The 18,693-nt window shown below is 44.9% G+C and carries 15 protein-coding genes; 8 read left to right on the forward strand and 7 right to left on the reverse strand.

What is annotated here, in order from left to right; translation table 11 throughout:
- Positions 1 to 8: 8 nt before the first annotated feature.
- The 5 genes from mmsB to NI462_RS10315 all read left to right on the forward strand — a co-directional run bounded on the left by mmsB (position 9) and on the right by NI462_RS10315 (position 5,705).
- A complete protein-coding gene (gene mmsB / locus NI462_RS10295; RefSeq protein WP_005266420.1) occupies positions 9 to 899 on the forward strand; it encodes a 3-hydroxyisobutyrate dehydrogenase in 891 nt (296 codons plus the stop codon).
- 86 nt (positions 900 to 985) lie between these two features.
- The gene (locus tag NI462_RS10300; protein WP_005246365.1) at positions 986 to 2,635 is read left to right on the forward strand and encodes an AMP-binding protein; all 1,650 of its coding nucleotides are present in this window, start codon (positions 986 to 988) and stop codon (positions 2,633 to 2,635) included.
- Positions 2,636 to 2,694: 59 nt separating this feature from the next.
- Complete coding sequence (locus NI462_RS10305) at positions 2,695 to 3,822, forward strand: acyl-CoA dehydrogenase family protein (RefSeq protein WP_004730935.1); 1,128 nt, start codon at positions 2,695 to 2,697, stop codon at positions 3,820 to 3,822.
- Positions 3,823 to 3,844: 22 nt separating this feature from the next.
- Positions 3,845 to 4,618, forward strand: coding sequence for an enoyl-CoA hydratase (locus NI462_RS10310; protein WP_004280280.1), 774 nt, complete (start codon positions 3,845 to 3,847; stop codon positions 4,616 to 4,618).
- A gap of 25 nt (positions 4,619 to 4,643) precedes the next feature.
- Positions 4,644 to 5,705 (forward strand): enoyl-CoA hydratase/isomerase family protein, encoded by a 1,062-nt coding sequence (locus NI462_RS10315; RefSeq protein ID WP_148334778.1) that lies wholly within the window; start codon positions 4,644 to 4,646, stop codon positions 5,703 to 5,705.
- Between the two features lie 82 nt (positions 5,706 to 5,787).
- On the opposite strand, the gene NI462_RS10320 is transcribed toward NI462_RS10315, so the two are convergent.
- The 4 genes from NI462_RS10320 to pdxR all read right to left on the reverse strand — a co-directional run bounded on the left by NI462_RS10320 (position 5,788) and on the right by pdxR (position 10,747).
- Positions 5,788 to 5,958, reverse strand: a complete 171-nt coding sequence (locus NI462_RS10320; protein ID WP_168386869.1) for a hypothetical protein — start codon at positions 5,956 to 5,958, stop codon at positions 5,788 to 5,790.
- A 173-nt stretch (positions 5,959 to 6,131) separates the two neighbouring features.
- Complete coding sequence (locus tag NI462_RS10325) at positions 6,132 to 7,001, reverse strand: SDR family oxidoreductase (RefSeq protein ID WP_148334777.1); 870 nt, start codon at positions 6,999 to 7,001, stop codon at positions 6,132 to 6,134.
- A 371-nt stretch (positions 7,002 to 7,372) separates the two neighbouring features.
- Entirely contained in the window at positions 7,373 to 8,827 is a 1,455-nt protein-coding gene (locus NI462_RS10330; RefSeq protein WP_004280273.1) for an amino acid permease, read from the reverse strand.
- Between the two features lie 417 nt (positions 8,828 to 9,244).
- Positions 9,245 to 10,747, reverse strand: a complete 1,503-nt coding sequence (gene pdxR, locus NI462_RS10335; protein WP_004646934.1) for a MocR-like pyridoxine biosynthesis transcription factor PdxR — start codon at positions 10,745 to 10,747, stop codon at positions 9,245 to 9,247.
- A gap of 328 nt (positions 10,748 to 11,075) precedes the next feature.
- On the opposite strand from pdxR, the gene NI462_RS10340 reads away from it, so the two are divergent.
- The 3 genes from NI462_RS10340 (at position 11,076) to NI462_RS10350 (ending at position 15,422) form a co-directional block, all read left to right on the forward strand.
- On the forward strand, positions 11,076 to 12,347 hold the full coding sequence (locus NI462_RS10340; protein WP_171488351.1) for a Glu/Leu/Phe/Val family dehydrogenase: 1,272 nt from the start codon (positions 11,076 to 11,078) through the stop codon (positions 12,345 to 12,347).
- A 347-nt stretch (positions 12,348 to 12,694) separates the two neighbouring features.
- A complete protein-coding gene (gene gabT, locus NI462_RS10345; protein WP_004646932.1) occupies positions 12,695 to 13,957 on the forward strand; it encodes a 4-aminobutyrate--2-oxoglutarate transaminase in 1,263 nt (420 codons plus the stop codon).
- 16 nt (positions 13,958 to 13,973) lie between these two features.
- Entirely contained in the window at positions 13,974 to 15,422 is a 1,449-nt protein-coding gene (locus tag NI462_RS10350; RefSeq protein ID WP_148334797.1) for an NAD-dependent succinate-semialdehyde dehydrogenase, read from the forward strand.
- Positions 15,423 to 15,626: 204 nt separating this feature from the next.
- Here the strand turns inward: NI462_RS10350 and NI462_RS10355 are convergent, their stop codons facing one another.
- From NI462_RS10355 to NI462_RS10365, 3 genes are all read right to left on the reverse strand, one after another.
- Positions 15,627 to 15,908 (reverse strand): helix-turn-helix domain-containing protein, encoded by a 282-nt coding sequence (locus tag NI462_RS10355; RefSeq protein ID WP_148334775.1) that lies wholly within the window; start codon positions 15,906 to 15,908, stop codon positions 15,627 to 15,629.
- Complete coding sequence (locus tag NI462_RS10360; protein ID WP_148334774.1) at positions 15,901 to 17,205, reverse strand: type II toxin-antitoxin system HipA family toxin; 1,305 nt, start codon at positions 17,203 to 17,205, stop codon at positions 15,901 to 15,903. The genes NI462_RS10355 and NI462_RS10360 overlap by 8 nt, the downstream gene beginning before the upstream one ends.
- A gap of 249 nt (positions 17,206 to 17,454) precedes the next feature.
- Positions 17,455 to 18,504 (reverse strand): Rieske 2Fe-2S domain-containing protein, encoded by a 1,050-nt coding sequence (locus tag NI462_RS10365; RefSeq protein ID WP_148334773.1) that lies wholly within the window; start codon positions 18,502 to 18,504, stop codon positions 17,455 to 17,457.
- Positions 18,505 to 18,693: the final 189 nt, after the last annotated feature.

An 18,693-nucleotide genomic window follows, 5' to 3' on the forward strand; every position in this document is an offset into this window, starting at 1 on the left:
GCATCAGCATGAAGATTGCATTTATTGGTTTAGGCAACATGGGCGGCTCCATGGCGCAAAACTTACTCAAGTCCGGTCATCAGGTTTTTGGTTATGACTTAAGCGCAGTGGCTTTACAGCATTTTGCAGAAGCGGGCGGTATCGTCTGCGACAGTCCACAAGCTGCCGCGAAGCAGGCGGAGATCGTGGTCAGCATGTTGCCCGCAGCCAAGCATGTGCGTGAAGTCTATTTAGGTGAACACGGTATTCTGAAGGTACTTCAATCGGGCAGTTTGTGTATCGACAGCAGCACCATTGATCCGCAAACCATTCAGGAAGTTGCTGTAGCAGCTCAGGTCAAGCAGATTCGCGTCTGTGATGCACCGGTATCCGGCGGTACTTTGGGTGCCAAAGACGGGACCTTGACCTTTATGGTCGGTGCAGATGATGCCACTTTTGAGGCCGTCAAACCGGTTCTCGGCTGTATGGGTAAAAATCTGGTGCATTGTGGTGCGATGGGAACAGGACAGGTGGCAAAAATCTGTAATAACCTGATTCTGGGAATTTCCATGACTGCGGTGGCTGAAGGGATGGCACTCGGAGCCAAACTGGGCATTGATCCACAGGCCTTGGCTGGCGTGATTAACAGTTCCACTGGACGTTGCTGGAGTTCTGAAATTTATAATCCATGGCCAGATATCTGTGCCAATGCGCCGTCATCGCGGGGTTATACCGACGGTTTTGCCGCACAACTGATGCTCAAAGATTTGGGGCTGGCGGTCGATGCAGCGCAACAGGTGGATCAGCCGGTTGTACTCGGCAGCATGGTACAAAAACTCTATCAACAGCTCTGTCAGGAAGGAGATGCCCATCTGGACTTCTCCAGCATCATGCATCAATACACCACGCCAAATGCTTAAAACTTAAAAGATTCAGATGGAGCAAGGATTCGCTTCAATAATTACACCTTGTCAGTAATAACGATAAATTCAGGCTGAGGTTTAACATGTTAGATTATCAAACAACGGTTCAAGACTTTGATTTAAATACGGTTGCAAGCCAGTATCTCTCCGGTTCCATGCAGGCAGTAAATGCCTGTTATGAATGCTGTGACCGTCATGCCGATTCCGATGCCATTGCCCTATACTGGCATGGTAAAGATGGCAGAAAAGAACAATATAGCTTTGCCGAGCTCAAAAAATATTCCAGCCAGTTTGCCAACTTTTTAAAGTCTCAAGGCATTGGTAAAGGCGACCGCGTTTCCGGATTATTACCACGTACTCCCGAGTTGATCATTACTATTTTGGCAACCTGGCGGATTGGTGCGGTCTATCAACCGTTATTTACGGCCTTTGGGCCTAAAGCCATCGAGCATCGTATTCAGCTGGCGCAAAGCAAGCTGGTGGTGACTGATCTAGCGAATCGGGACAAATTATCCGAGATCAGCAACTGTCCACCGATTGTGACGGTACATGCCGAAACTGAGGCAGAGCGCTATCCGCACGACCTCAGCTTCTGGACGGTATTAAACCGTCAGGCTGAAGCTTGTGAGCTGGAGATCCTGAATGTTGATGATCCATTTTTATTGATGTTTACCTCGGGCACCACTGGACCGGCGAAACCACTTAAAGTCCCGTTGAAAGCGCTGATTGCTTTTGCAAGCTATATGCAAAATGCCATTGGTCTGACTCCTGAAGATGCATTCTGGAATATTGCCGATCCCGGCTGGGCCTACGGATTGTATTACGCGATTACTGGTCCCTTAATGCTTGGACACTCGACCTTGTTTTATGAAGGCGGTTTTAATGCCGAAAGTGTCTGCGAAATTGTTAAGGAATATGGCATTACCAATCTGGCCGGTGCACCAACCGCTTACCGCATGATGATGGCGGCCGATCCTGCTCAAATGGCAAAACTACGCGGTAAGTTACGTGTTGTCAGCAGTGCGGGAGAACCGTTAAATCCGGAAGTGATCCGCTGGTTTAAAGAGGTGCTAGATGTGCCGATTTATGACCATTATGGCCAGACCGAAGTCGGTATGGTGGTGTGTAACCATCATGCGCTGGAGCATCCGGTGCGTTCAGGTTCAGCAGGTTTTGCCAGCCCGGGTTACCGGATTGCCGTTGTCGATGAACAGGGTCATGAGCTCCCTGCGGACGTTCCAGGCATTCTGGCGGTGGATATCAGCCAATCCCCAATGATGTGGTTTTCGGGCTATGAAGAAAGCCGCAAATCGCCTTTTGTCGGCCATTACTACTTAACCGGAGATACCGCGGAAATTCATGCCGATGGCAGTATGAGTTTTGTGGGACGTAGTGATGATGTCATTACTACCTCGGGCTATCGGGTGGGGCCGTTTGATGTGGAAAGTGCCTTGCTGGAACACGATGCCGTGATTGAAGCGGCGGTGATTGGCGTACCGGATCCCGAGCGGACCGAAATCATTAAAGCCTTTGTGATTCTGGCTGGTCATTCTCCTGCAACTGCCGAGCTGCAGGAAGAGCTGGGTCAATTTGTGAAAAAGCGTTTATCTGCGCATGCCTATCCGCGTCTGATTGAATTTGTGACCGAATTGCCGAAAACCCCAAGCGGTAAAATTCAACGCTTTTTACTGCGCAATCAGGAAATCAACAAGCAGCAATCCAAAACTGCATAAGCTCATAAAGCCAACAGATTGAATAAGAAGATTAAATAAAGAGATTGAAGGAAGCATCGATGCAATTAACGGAAGAACAACACCTGATTCAGGATATGGCCAAAAGCTTCGCCCAGGAACAGATTAAACCCTTTGCCAGCGAGTGGGATCAAAAAGGCATCTTTCCAAAAGATGCCTTGGCCCAAATGGGAGAGCTGGGTTTTTTAGGCATGCTGATTCCGGAAGAATGGGGCGGCTCGGGCACAGGTACGCTGGCTTATGTTCTGGCCTTGGAAGAAGTCGCTGCGGCCGATGGTGCAACATCCGCGATTATGAGCGTACATAACTCGGTGGGTTGTGTGCCGATTTTCAAGTTCGGCACGGAACAGCAAAAGCAGCAATTTCTAAAGCCTTTGGCCCAAGGTGAAATGATTGGTGCCTTTGCCTTAACCGAACCACATACCGGATCGGATGCTGCCGCGATTAAAACCCGGGCGGTCAAGGACGGCGATCATTACATCATCAATGGCGCCAAACAGTTTATTACTTCTGGCCACAATGCCGGGATGATTATTGTGTTTGCCGTGACTGATCCAGGCGCGGGCAAAAAAGGCATGAGTGCATTTTTAGTGCCGCGCGACACACCTGGCTATGAAGTGATTCGGGTGGAAGAAAAACTCGGCCTGCATGCTTCGGATACCTGTCAGATTGCCTTAACCGATGTCCGCATTCATGAAAGTTTAAGACTCGGTGCCGAAGGCGAAGGTTTAAAAATTGCCTTGGCCAATCTGGAAGGCGGGCGGATCGGTATTGCCGCACAAGCCGTTGGTTTGGCGCGTGCCGCTTTAGAAGAAGCAACGGCCTATGCGCATGATCGCGTGGCTTTTGGCAAACCGATTTTTGAACAGCAGGCGATTTCGTTCAGGCTGGCCAGTATGGCGACTGAAATTGAAGCAGCACGCCAACTGGTTCATTTTGCTGCACGTAAAAAGGAAGCTGGCGAAAGCTGTTTGACTGAAGCCTCCATGGCCAAACTATTTGCTTCGGAAATGGCCGAACGCGTGTGTTCCAAGGCGCTACAAATTTTTGGTGGCTATGGCTATCTGAAAGATTTTCCGATTGAACGTATCTATCGGGATGCGCGGATTTGTCAGATCTATGAAGGCACCAGCGATATTCAGCGTCTGGTGATTGCACGCAGTTTATAAGGAATTAAAAAGGATTTTTATCATGCAATGGCAAACCATTTTACTCGAACAACGTAACGGTGTTGGACTGATTACCTTAAACCGTCCTCAGGCGTTAAATGCACTGAATAACCAGCTGATTGTCGAGGTCAATCAGGCTCTTGATCAGCTGGAAAAAGACCCCGAAATTGGTTGTATCGTGATTACCGGTTCGGAAAAAGCTTTTGCTGCTGGTGCCGATATTAAAGAAATGGCAGATCTGAATTTTCCGCAAATTTATCTGGACGATTTTTTTAGTCTGGCCGACCGGATTGCGCAGCGCCGTAAACCTTTAATTGCCGCAGTGAGCGGCTATGCCTTGGGTGGTGGTTGCGAGCTGGCATTGATGTGCGACTTTATTTACTGCGCTGATAATGCAAAATTTGGTTTGCCTGAAGTTACCTTAGGCGTGTTGCCCGGCATTGGCGGGACCCAGCGTTTAACCTTGGCGATTGGTAAGGCCAAAGCCATGGAAATGTGCCTGACTGCACGGCAGATGGGGGCGCAGGAAGCGGAACAAAGTGGTTTGGTCGCTCGGGTTTTTGCCAAGGAAGAATTGCTGGAACAAACCCTGCAAGCTGCCGAGAAAATTGCTGAAAAGTCGCTTACTGCCGTGATGATGATTAAAGAATCAATTAATCGGGCCTTTGAAGTGAGCCTGGCTGAAGGCCTGCGCTTTGAACGCCGGGTATTCCATTCCATTTTTGCAGGTTCCGATCAAAAGGAAGGCATGCAGGCCTTTGTGGAAAAACGCCCAGCCAAATTTACCCATCAATAAGAAATTCATAATAGGAACAAAAAGAATGAGTGATGAAAATAATTTAGCGATTCGGGTCGCAGGGGGGCTGGGCATTATCAGCCTGGACCGCACCAGCCATTTAAATGCCTTAACCCTGGCGATGATTCAGGGCATTCAGGCGCAACTCGATCAGTGGCTGCATGAACCACAGGTACAAGCGGTTCTGATCAATTCCAACAGTCCCAAGGCGTTCTGTGCCGGAGGAGATATCCGCTATCTGTATGACAGCTATCAGGCCGGCAATACCCAATATCAGGATTTTTTTGCCACTGAATATAAGATGCTGAGCACCTTGCGTAATTTTCCAAAGACCGTGATCGTGATGATGGATGGCTATGTACTGGGTGGAGGTTTTGGACTGGCTCAAGCCTGTCATATCAAAGTTACGAGTGAAAAATCACGTTTTGCCATGCCAGAAACCGCGATTGGCTTTTTCCCTGATGTCGGAGCGACCTATTTTCTATCCCGACTGGATGACGTCGGCGTATATATGGCGCTGACTGGTGAACAGATCAGCAGCAGTGATGCGCTGTATCTGGATTTGGTCGATTATCATGTGCCGAGTGAGCGTTTTGCTGAACTGGAAGCAGCATTGATTGCAGCTCCGGTATTAAACCCGATTGAAATTCAAAAGATCATTAGTTCCTATATTACGCATCCGGTAGAAAGCGAGCTGCAAAAACGTGCAGATCTGATTAATCAGCATTTTGGCTATCAACACCTGGAGGAGATTGAACAGAGTCTTGCTCATGCAAGTAACACAACTTATCAGGAATGGGCCAATAAAATGCTGGCAATTTTGCAGCAGCGTCCGGTCATGGCAAAACAGACCAGTCTGAAGTTACAGCAAGCTGGACAGAATTTGTCGCTGGAAAAATGCATGCAGCTAGAAAGGGATTTGCAAGATATCTGGTTAGAGCAGGGCGACTTTATTGAAGGCGTTCGTGCGCTGATTATTGATAAAGACAAAAATCCGCAGTGGCGAACTGAGAATGCAAAATTTGAAAAGACCTTGCAAAAGATCTGGCCAGCCTGGACTCAGCAGCGTATCGAAAATATCACTTAAACTTGATGGTAAAAGACCCTCTATAAGTAAATTATAAAGGGTCTTTATAGGTGTCCTATAGCGTCATCAGTATGAATTCTGCTTAGTGGGACGTTTTCTTTTTCTTGCCACCGCCGTCTTGTTTATTGACCATCGACCAGGCAATACGTTCGGCTTCTTCCTCAGAATGACCACGTTCTTTTTCGCTTTCTTCAATATGTTCAGCCTGCCGTTTCTGTTTATCGGTATAGGCTGATTTGTCACCTCTAGGCATCTTAATATCCTCATCAGGTTTGGTTGAAATTACTATAACAAGAGCTTATTTTTACGAGGGTAAGTATTTGTTGGAATCATTTTATAAAAACAAAATTTTTAAAAAATATGAAAATCTAAAGATTAAATAGATGAAGATAACGGTCAACTAGAACCGCTATCTTCTTTGTCCGATTAGCCGTTAATAATACTGCCGCCATTCACATGAATCACCTGACCTGAAATATAGCTAGCTTCTTCACTGGCCAGAAATAAATACGCCGGTGCTACTTCACTTGGCTGGCCCATGCGGCCCATTGGGGTACTTTTACCAAAATCTTTAAGCTGCTCTTCATCAAAGCTGCTCGGAATGAGTGGTGTCCAGATAGGACCTGGGGCGACTCCATTGACACGAATGCCGGTTTTATTTTTCAATAAATTGGTGGAAAGGCTTCGGGTAAATGTGGTGATGGCACCTTTGGTACTTGCATAGTCAATCAACTGGTCATGTCCATGATAACTGGTGATACTGGTGGTATTGATAATACTGTCACCTTCTTGCATATGCGGAATCACCGCCTGAGTCAGGTGGAACATCGACAGAATATTTACATTAAATGTTTTAAGTAATTGCTCGTGCGAGATATCGGTAATACTTTCTTGCGGGTATTGAACCCCGGCATTATTAACCAGAATATTAATCGTTTTAAATTCCTGAAGGGTCTGTTCCACCATTTTCTTGATTTCATCTTGATCCTGTAAATCACATTGAATCAGCAGACAACGGCGGCCTTCATCTTCCACCATTTTTTTGGTGTCCCGTGCATCCTGATCTTCATCCAAATAGCAAATGGCAATATCGGCACCTTCGCGAGCAAATAAGACCGATACAGAACGGCCAATTCCGCTATCACCACCAGTAATCAAGGCAACTTTGCCTTTTAATTTTTCACTGCCTTTATAATGCGGTTTAATAATTTCCGGTGCAGGGTCCATTTTGGTTTGCACACCCGGTTGATGGTCTTGTGTTTCAGTTGAAGCTGGGGTTTCAGGATAATGATTCATATCTTTTCCAATTCCAATGATTGTGGCCATATAAGAAAAAATATATTAGAAGCTTTTAGGCAAAATGAGGCTGGACTCAACATTTCATAACAGAATGTATTCGAGATTTATCAATTATTCGTTGAAACGGATCAGGTTGAGCAACCAGAACAGAAAAAGCTGATGAAACAGCTTCTGGCTACACTTTGATAGCTGAGGTGGTCTTGAAAGGTGAAATTTGATTAGGAAAGGTGAGGTATCAACGGAGATTTAAAATCTAGACATACATAGGCCTTTTTTACTGGGCTTGTATATAAAATAAATGGAGAGTTTTTTAACTCTCCATTTATTTATTCATTCTGATGTGTTTAAAAAATTTCTATAGAAATAAATTAAAGATTATCACTTAAATTAATTCTGGCCTGTGCTGCCTTTTCCTTTTTGGCTGAGGCTTTACCCCAGTTAAACTTTTGTGCACAGATGCCTAAGCCCACAATAAATAATGCAAGCACACTGGTATAAACCACTTCTTTAAAATAGGTTCCTTCAATAATCATGGTAATTAAAGCGCCGACAATAAAGATAATGACCAGATAAGTGAGCCATGGGAATAACCACATCTTGAATGGAATATTTTGTCCTTCAGCTTCCAGTTTTTTACGTAACTTAAGCTGAGAAATGGCAATAGCAAGATAGACATATAAAGATACGGTACCAGTCGCTAACATCAAGACATCATAAATATTCATACTTTCGGTGGCAGTCAGATAAATCGCCACGAAAGAAAACAGGCTTGAAAAGATGACACCTACCCATGGGCTGTTATTGCGGTTGGTTAAACCGAAACTCTTTGGTGCATCTCCACGTTTCGAGAGGGAATAGACCATGCGTGAACAGGTATAAAGTGCGGAGTTAAAGCAGCTACATACCGAGGTGAGCACGACAAAATTAACAATATGGCGTGCTTCTGGAATACCGAGTGCAGTAAGCGCTACGCTATACGTACCCCAGGTCGGATCTTTCAATAAAGGATTATTGTGTGGAATCAGGCAAACCGTAATCAACATTGAACCGACATAGAATAAAATGATACGCCATACAATTGAATTAGCGGCCTTACGAATTTCCTTGGCTGGATCTTTGGTTTCAGCTGCTGCTACGGTGACAATCTCTGCTCCCATATAAGCAAACATTACACCCAATAAGGCCGTGATCACCGATGAAAACCCATTAGGCATAAAGCCTTGAGCGGTTAGATGAGTTGTACCACCGAGCATAGAGGCATCGCCCCAAGGCCACAGGTGCATCACGGCCAAACTACCAAACACCAGAAACAGTACAATGGCAATAACTTTGATCAGGGCAAACCAGAACTCGAATTCACCAAAGTTTTTTACGTCACGGAGATTAATCCAGACCAGTGCTACAGTGACCAGAAGCATATAGCCCCAGATCGGGATAAATGGAAACCAGCTATTTAGGATTTTCCCGGCAACAAAGGCTTCCCAGCCCATGAGCAACGTCCAGAAAGACCAGTATAACCAGCCGATAGAAAATCCAGCCCAGCGCCCGATTCCACGATCCGCATAGGTTGAAAATGAACCACTGTCGGGATTCAGTACCGCCATTTCTCCCAGCATACGCATGATGAGTAAAACTAATATTCCACCTAGAGTATAGGCAATGAGTGCAGCCGGTCCTGCAGAATAGATGACATTACCGGAGCCGACAAAGAGTGCTCCACCAATGACACCGGCAATTGAAATCATGGTGAGATGGCGTGATTTAAGTCCGTTTTTTAAGCCGTTTGATGATTCGGAATTGGAGAAATGTTGATGTTCTGCCATATAATTTCCCTTAATATCAATAGCGTAGCGGCAATAAAATTCCTTATTTGGCTTACGCTATCTTATCCTTTGAAACTGTAACCGAATTCATCAGTGCTTGACCAATATTAAGTTAATCTTAATAAAATGAATCCTTGTAGCCCTATAGACAGGATCACACTTTGATTAAAGTACGGTTACATGCTGTTCATGTATGCGGTTAATTTCTCTTTTTTGTTGTAAAGTGACGAGAGCCATTTTTGAGCAATTCAAAGGAGCCAATTGGCTTAAGAGATAAAAAATATAAGCAGGCAATATTTACAGAAAAATAAAGCTTACCTAAAATATCAGGCTAAAAGCAGGTTTACGTTCCCTTTAAAAATAAATTAAAAGCTTTTTGATTTTAAAAATATAATTGTATTGATCCCTGAGTTTTTACTAAGTTAAAGTGCGGATCCCATGCTCGCGCAAGCACTTTAACAATATCCCGAAAGCCACCAGAATTTCCTGTTCACTCACACAGGCAAAGCCCAGTAATAATCCTTTCTGCCGGGTGGAATAATGTTTGGTATAGTATTGCGATAAGGCTCTGACCTTGATTCCCAGTTCAAGCGCTTTGGATGCAATCAAGACATCATCACTGCTGCTGGGCAATTTTAAAATCAGATGCAAACCGGCGGCGGTATTGTATTCATGCAGAAAATCTTCACCTAAATGTCGGCGAATCAGGTCAATTAAAAAAGCGTGGCGTTTGCCATACAATAAACGCATCCGTCGGATATGCGCTTCATAATGTCCTTCACGGATAAATTCAGCCAGTGTTTGCTGATCGATTAAGTGACCACCACGATAAAGTTCCGAAGCTACAATTCGCAATGAAGAAAAGAGCTGTTTTGGTACCACTAAATAGCCAATACGCAGGGCCGGATAAATCGTCTTACTGAACGTCCCCATATAAATCACCGGAGAATCCGGCTCTAAACCTTGTAAAGAAGGATAGGGCTGGCCCGAGAACCTGAACTCGCTGTCATAATCATCTTCAACAATCCAGCTATTGTGCTGGCGTGCCAGTGCAATTAACTGTTTGCGCCGTTCTAAACTTAAATGTGAGCCCAAAGGATACTGATGCGACGGCGTCACAAAAATCAGTTTAGGTGGTTTCTTGGGATGCAGATCGGGAATAATCCCTTCCTGATCCACCGGTAAGGAACGTAGATTGACGCCATTAATTCGTAAAATATTACGCGCGCCCCAATAGGCTGGATCTTCGATCCAGACCTCATCGCCTATGTCGCTTAAAGTACGCGAGACCAAATCAATTGCCTGATGGGTGCCTTCGGTAATAATGATCTGATCAGCATCGCACTGCACTGAACGGGCAATTTTCAGATATTCTGCCAGCTCCTGACGCAGTTCTAAGGAGCCACCGGCATTGCTGTAAATCAGGTTGTTAACTTGAGGTTCACGGCTCAAACGCGTTTGGATTTTGCTGAAAATATGATGCGGAAATTCGGTTACATCGGGTGCGCCCGGTACAAAGGCTCCCCATTGATAAGGCGAAGCCGCGGAATAGCCGAGCAAGTAAGAACCGCGTTGCGACAGATTATAATTTTGCTGTGCTTTTTTTTCTGCAACGGCAGGAGAATTCTGTTCTGCCTTCACCAAAAAGGATTCGGGTAATTTCTCTACTACCCAGGTACCTTGACCGGTACGGGCATCAACATAACCCTGTGCCTGTAATTGTTCATAGGCATTTAACACCGTATTACGCGATACCTGAATCTCTTTAGCCAGATCACGTGATGCAGGCAAGCGGGTTTTGGGAGCCAATACGCTATCAATAATCGCGTTACGCAAGCAGCGGAACAGTCGCATCTGTAATGTTCCTGTGACATCTTGCTGCAATCGCTGCAGTAAATAATCTCCAAGCAAGCTACGCAATTGGCTCTCTCCTACAAATTTGAAATGGCTCTCGTGAGAGCGGTATTGCTAGGTGCAAAATAGTCTGATCAGGCAGTCATTGTAAAGTGTCTTGTATGCGTTTTGATCATGTACCTGCGGCTTGAATGCGAGCATACAGGCGGGCAGGCAATATACACAGATACCGATTAAAACTAAAGCGAAAAATCCAGACACTGATTTTGTTAGGAGCTTGCTGAACTGAGACCTGAATCAAGCAATGATTGCCATAACAGGCGAATAGAGATGTGTTGCAGCCGCCAGGACATGCGACTGCATATAACAAAAGGATCATAGAATGAACATGATGATGAAAGGATTGACCTACACCGATCAGGGTACAACGGCCTGGAACAATTATCTTAAGCAACTGGATAAAGTAGCGCCTTATCTGGGTGAACTGAGTGAAAGACTGGATATGCTGCGACGCCCAAAGCGCAGTTTGATTGTCGATGTTCCGGTCATCATGGATGATGGTACGGTTCAGCATTTTGAAGGCTATCGTGTTCAGCACAATTTAACTCGCGGTCCAGGCAAAGGCGGCGTGCGTTTTCATCCAGATGTCAATTTAGATGAGGTGATGGCTCTGTCGGCCTGGATGACGATCAAATGTGCTGCTCTAAATTTACCTTTTGGTGGTGCCAAAGGCGGTGTGCGGGTTGATCCGAGCCAGCTTTCCAAGCGCGAACTGGAACGCTTGACCCGACGCTATACAGCAGAAATCAATTTAATTATTGGGCCGCAAAAAGATATTCCTGCGCCGGATGTTGGAACTAATCCACAAATCATGGCCTGGATGATGGACACGTTTTCTATGAATGCGGGTTCTACGATTACTGGTGTGGTTACAGGAAAACCGGTGCATCTGGGTGGCTCCTTGGGCCGCAGTAAAGCCACAGGTCGTGGTGTGTTTATTAGCGGGCGTGAAGTTGCCCAGCAAATTGGTCTGGATTTAAAAAATGCCCGGGTCTGTGTACAGGGTTTCGGTAATGTCGGGAGTGAAGCTGCGCTGCTTTTCCAGGAAAATGGCAGCAAAGTGATCTGTGTTCAGGACCATTCCGCCACCCTGTATCAGGAACAGGGGATTGATATTAAAAAGCTGCTTGAATACTCAAATACCCACCATAAAATTCAGGGATTTTCTGCCAGCGATGAAATTTCTGCATCAGCTTTCTGGACCATTCCCGCCGAAGTCTTTATTCCGGCAGCGCTGGAAGGTGTGATTAATACTCAGGTCGCGCAAAATATTCAGACCAAAATGATTCTGGAAGGTGCCAATGGTCCCACTTTGACTGAAGCGGATGAAATTCTGAGTGAGCGTCATATTACCGTGGTGCCAGACGTGATCTGTAATGCAGGTGGCGTGACGGTCAGCTATTTTGAATGGGTTCAGGATTTGGCCAGTTATTTCTGGACCGAGGAAGAGATTAATCAGCGTATGGATGCCAGCATGAAAAATGCGGTACAGGATGTATGGCAAAAATCAGTCCAGGCCGGATGTTCTTTGCGTACAGCCGCTTATATTCTGGCCTGTGAGCGGATTTTAATGGCGCGTCAGGAACGCGGCATCTATCCGGGTTAAGCGAAGTTTTTGCAACATGGATTAATTGATTAAACCGACTGGATTTAATCCATGATGACCTATCCTAAATTTTTGCAATGGATTTTTAAATTGGCTTCTTTATTTAAAAAGGAGCCAATTTTTATTAAAAATATAAATAACTGTTTATAAATAAAATAATTTTATATTTTGACTATTTTACTCGTTTTAAATAGACCAATTGGCTCCTTCCATCTGCTGCAAAGTGGCTCTCGTCTCATACGTATAAAAGCGCAAAATGAACCATATCAGCCAGTCTTTGGCAAATTTCTATCCCAAGATCCGGATAGCAAAATTTACAACGTATGAATCAAGAATGAGGATACAAAATGGACAGTAAACACTCAGCACTGAATGCACGTAAACAGCAGGCAACACCACGTGGTGTTGGGGTCATGTGTCAATGGTACGCAGAGAAAGCAGAAAACTCGACCATTTGGGATGCAGAAGGCAATCAATATATCGACTTTGCAGGCGGGATCGCCGTACTGAATACTGGCCATCGTCACCCTAAAATTATTGCTGCGGTCACTGAACAATTAACCAAATTTACCCATACGGCTTATCAGGTTGTACCATACGAGAGTTACGTTGCTCTGGCAGAACGTATCAATGCACGCGCTCCCATCCAAGGTGCTGCAAAAACCTCATTCTTTTCGACTGGTGCTGAAGCTGTCGAAAATGCAGTTAAAATTGCCCGTGCCCATACTGGCCGTCATGGCATTGTGACTTTTGGTAATGGTTTTCATGGCCGTTCATTCATGACGATGGCCATGACCGGTAAAACTGCACCTTATAAACGCGACTTTGGGGTGATGCCTGGTGGTGTTTTCCATGCCCGTTATCCGGTGGAATCCAAAGGCATTAGTGTTGATGATGCAATGCAAAGCATCGAAGATATTTTCGCAGAAGATATTGCTGCGCATGACGTAGCAGCAATTGTGCTTGAACCGGTACAAGGTGAAGGCGGTTTTAATGTGGTGCCAGCAGAATTCCTGAAACGCTTGCGTGTGCTATGCGATCAAAACGGCATTTTACTGATTGCTGATGAAGTACAGTCTGGTTTTGCGCGTACAGGTAAACTGTTTGCGATGGATTATTATGAGACCAAGCCAGATCTGATTACGATGGCAAAGAGTCTGGGCGGCGGTTTCCCGATTTCAGGCGTTGTGGGTCGTGCTGAAGTGATGGATGCACCAAATCCGGGTGGATTGGGCGGTACTTATGCCGGTAACCCGGTTGCTGTTGCGGCTGCCCATGCGGTACTGGATATCATTGAAGAAGAAGGGCTTTGTGAAAGAGCGAATGATCTAGGCGCAGAACTGGTTGATGTTTTACATGAACTGAAAATGTCATCTAGCATGGTCAAAGATATTCGCGCACTGGGTTCAATGGTGGCAGTTGAGCTTGAAACCGCGGAACAGGCAAAAGCTGTACAAAACCATGCCATGCAAAATGGTCTGTTAATCCTGACCTGCGGTCGTTATGGTAATGTAATCCGTTTCCTATACCCGCTCACAATTCCGGCAGAACAGTTCCGTGCGGGATTGGCTATCTTGAAACAAGGGTTTGCACTGTCTGTCGCAGCCTAATGAAAGAGTAATGATCATGCTTCAAGCGCAATATAGAGATTTATTACAGCATCCTGATATCAGCTTCGATCAGCCTGCCACGGGTGAATATATTGAAGTCAACGATGCAGCAACCCAAGCCACTTTGGCCTGGGTAAAATCCCATGACCGGGCGTCTGTAGAACAGCTGATTGTTCGTTCTCAGCAAGCCCAGAAAGCCTGGAAAGCCAAGACAGCTCTTGAACGTGCGGATGTGCTTTGGGCCTGGTTCGATCTGATGCAGGAAAATAAAGAGTCCTTGGCTCAGATCCTGACTGCTGAACAGGGCAAGCCACTGGCTGAGGCGCGTGGTGAAATTGGTTATGCCGCTTCCTTTATCCGCTGGTTTGCCGAGCAGGCGCGCCGTATTGATGGTGACGTGTTGACACCAACGCTTGCCCATCAACGTTTATTGGTTATCAAACAGGCGATTGGGGTAACAGCTGCGATCACGCCATGGAATTTCCCGGCGGCGATGATTACCCGTAAAGCCGCGCCAGCTCTGGCTGCTGGCTGTTCCATGCTGGTTAAACCGGCTGAACAAACACCTTTAACCGCCTATGCGCTTGAAGTTTTGGCCTTGCGCGCAGGTTTGCCACAAGATGTATTGCTGCATGTTAGTGGTGATGCGGTTGCAGTGGGTCAGGTCTTATGTGAAAGCGAAACCGTGAAAAAGTTAAGCTTTACCGGCTCAACTCAAGTCGGTCGTATCCTGATGCAGCAATGTGCGCCGACCATCAAAAAACTCTCCTTAGAACTTGGTGGCAATGCGCCAGTTCTGGTCTTTGATGATGCCAATCTCGAACAGGCGGTACAGGGCATCATGGCGAGTAAATTCCGGAACAGTGGACAGACCTGTGTGTGTGCGAACCGGATTTATGTACAAGATGGCATTTATGATGCGCTGGTAGAAAAACTGGTGGCTGCCGTTGCCAAGCTGAAAGTGGGTGATGGCCGTGATGAAGCCTCTACTCAGGGTCCATTAATTGATGAGGCTGCGATTGAAAAAGTGCAGTCACATATTGCCGATGCATTGAGCAAAGGTGCACAGGTGAAAACCGGTGGACAGCGTTCAAATCTGGGCGGTACATTCTTCGAACCTACGCTTTTGACTGAAGTTACCCAGCAGATGCGTATAGCAAAAGAAGAAACTTTTGGACCGTTGGCGCCGTTATTCCGCTTCAAGACTGAAGAAGAAGCGATTCAGATGGCGAACGATACAGAATTCGGTCTGGCCACGTATGTATTTACCCAAAGTACAGCACGTCAGTGGCGTGTAGGCGAAGCCTTAGAATACGGCATGGTGGGAATTAATACCGGAGCCATCTCTAATGAAGTTGCGCCATTTGGTGGAGTCAAGCAATCAGGGTTAGGCCGTGAAGGGTCTAAATTCGGTATGGATGAATACCTTGAAATGAAATATCTCTGTGTTGATATTTCTTCATAATGATGTTTAAAAAGTAAACTTATTCATTAAAAAACTGATGAGAAAATATCAGCCTCCAGTGAATCCCGTGTTTAATTTAAACCGGGATTCCTGCGATGGAGCAAGGACTCAATAAACAGATTGGAGGAGTGCATATTTTCAGTTGTTAAGTCATTCTTCTTCTCTAAAATTCCCCTAAATATCAATTAAAGCATCAGATTATCATCAGGATTTAGCCCTGATTTCTAACTTTAAACCAAAAGCATCCAGTAATTTCTGCATAGACTTGAGTGTTGGATTGCCTTCAGGTTGTTCCATTTTCTGTAGAGTCTGGGGAGCAATCTTGGTAATTTTAGCCATATCGTTGAGTGTGAGGTGCAACTCGGTACGAATGAAGCGAGCAACCTGATGAAAAGGCCAGTCAGGATTGTTACTGACGGTTTCAAGTACAGACAATCTCTTTTGCATCTGTTGAATCGGAGTCAGTGGCTTGAAGCGTTTATCCATAATTCAGCTCCTCCAATTGTTGGCAAATATTATCAATTCGATACTGGCTATTTTCCAGAATTTCAGGTGCCAATTGCAGATGTTGCATGTGCTCGAGTAACCCCTGATAAAGTGGTAATTGTTCGATTAATACCGCTTTGATTTCTTGTGGATCAATCATCGTGCTTTCGGCGATCTGTTCAATGACTGAATGCCAAATTGGCATGCCACCATGATCATCTCGCTCCCAACGTGTAGTTCGGGCAATACCATCTGGATGGAGCCACATCGGCGCAAAATCAAATAATGGGGTTAGTTGAATGATTCCATTATTGAAACGTTGAATCGCTGTATTACGGGTATGATTGTCCTTATTGCCTAAAGCGACATTGGCAAGATCACGCTTCAAATATTCAAAGATTTCCTGTTTTGGTTCAGTACAGCATTGCATCAACAGGCTACAGATCTGGTTATGGGTCATTCTTACCCCAAAACCGGCTTTTCCTCCCAGAGAAGCAATACTTTCCTGGGCAATTCTTTCAACCTTCCCATCGCTGACTTTACGGTCAAATCGGGGAATAAATAAAGTCTTACCATGCAGCTCCAGTTCCTGATGAACACGAAGTCCCAGGTATTGGGCAATTTTCATATATAAGGCTTCGTGCATCAAAATTTTATCTAGATTCTGATCACTGCCACGACTGAATTTCACCAGCCAATGCTGTTTGACCTGATGATCTGTCAGCGTGTGATCCAGATAGAACAGGTCATCATGACCTTGAGTCAGCAGTAATTTTGGCCACTCGCCCTGAATACCAGAAGAGCCGGCAATAAAAAGTCCATAAGAGGCTAAGGATTCAATAAAGTTTTCTTGACGTTCTACGACTTGGTCTAGGCTAAAGCCATGATTCTGCTGAACAGGAAACTGCCCCTGTAGCCATTCATAAGCCTCTTTAATCCGTAAATTACCAATCGGATTACCTGCACCCGCTTTTAGAAGCGCCCAGTCTGCTTGTTCCTGAGTGTTTTCAGAAAAATTAAGCTGACGGAGTAATTCTTTACGGCCATAACCTTGAGGTAACAAATCCATCAGGAAGGCTGGCCAGGTAGATTGCAAGGTATTTTGCACATTTACTGGTAAATGATAGGCTAGCGCATGCCCATCGCTTAGGTTCATATAAGAAATAGCATATTCAAATAGATATGATGTGCGCGTGGCTGCTTGCCATCCAGTTTGTTGTTGACCGACAATCTCAACAATAGCGCAATCCAGCCATTCATCTTCCTGATAAATCTGCAGTGTGCAATATTGGTCCATAATTTTATTAAAATAGTAAAATAAAGTGATTTTATTTATTATATACCTATTTTAATAAAAAACTAATTTTATCTTCTTAAATTTTTTTATCGTTCTAAAAGTCCTTATCTTCACCAGAATACAAGGCTTATGAGGCTATATAACAAGATGTATCCTCATAGAAATCAATATATAACCCAATTAATTTTTAAATATCAGAGGAGCTCTAACCCTGGTTATTTATTATGAATCTTTCTTTTGAATAAAATTTTAAGCAGCAAATAAAGGACTAAATCCCCGTTTGCGTAGTAATTTTCGGTACATACTCGAGCTTCGATCTGCCGGAAAATGCGCTTCTAAAGATAAGTCCAAAGGTAAATATTCAGGTTTCTGATTTTCTACAATTAAACGATCTTCCTCGAAAATTTTTAGATTAAATGCGTAGGCATCTTCAACCGGTAAATCTTTATCATAATTGCGGCAAATAGGCGCAAAAAGTCGTGTTGAACGCGCAGTCATCGGTGAAGCAGCATTCATGATGACCTGCTTGGCATTATTCGGAAAATGAATCGTAAGTGTTGCAGTAAAGGGTAGGCTCACTTCGAAATGACGTAACCATTTAAAATCTTCCTGGCCACGCTGCTCGGTTCCAATCGGATAACGTCCTACACTGCTGATGTAATCTGCGTTAAAACCAACCTCCGTTTCTGTCGTACTGTAATCAGGAACTTCTACATCCTCCGGATCACCAAAAGTATCGGGATGCACCCAGGCAAAATGTGCCACATCAATAAAACCTTCGAGCTGTCTTCCTGCAAAACATTGAATGTCTATCTGAGGGCAGACCAGTTGCTGATACTCAGCATCATCCCAAAAAGGCATATGAGGAATATGAGGTTCTGCATCCTTTTCAGCGCTTAACGAACACCAGATCAGATCATATTTTTCTACCGCAGCATAAGTTTTCAGATGGAAACGCTCCGATATTTTATGCTGAGGATGTGCAGGAATACGGTTACATTTACCTTCACTGCCAAAGCGTAAACCGTGATAACGACACACCACGCCTTGGCGGTCATTTTTTCCCAAGCTTAAAGGTACACCGCGATGCGGACATGCATCTTTCGCCACCACCAGTTCATCGTTCATTTTATAAATCACCAGCGGCATATCAAGCAGCATACTACTTGTTGGCTGATCTGTAATATCACGCGCAAGTGCAATCGGATACCAGTACTGAGCCAAAAGATGCCAGTCATGTTCCTCGAATGTCATATGGACGGGTAAGTCGGGACTAAACGTGGCGATATTTGTATTCATAATGGGTTCTGTGTCGTGACCTTTAGCTGGACTATAAAACAGCAAGGTGTTCTATGAAATTTCAATTAATAGGACATAGGATTGCGTAAATCAGAACACTGACCGGCGATTGAAAACAAAATAAGCATCTTTCCAGGTTTTTTTATGTTCAACCACGCAAATATTGAGATGTGAGATATTTCTAAGCTT

It is taken from the genome of Acinetobacter lwoffii (genome assembly GCF_024129715.1).
Taxonomy (GTDB): Bacteria; Pseudomonadota; Gammaproteobacteria; order Pseudomonadales; family Moraxellaceae; genus Acinetobacter; species Acinetobacter lwoffii_U.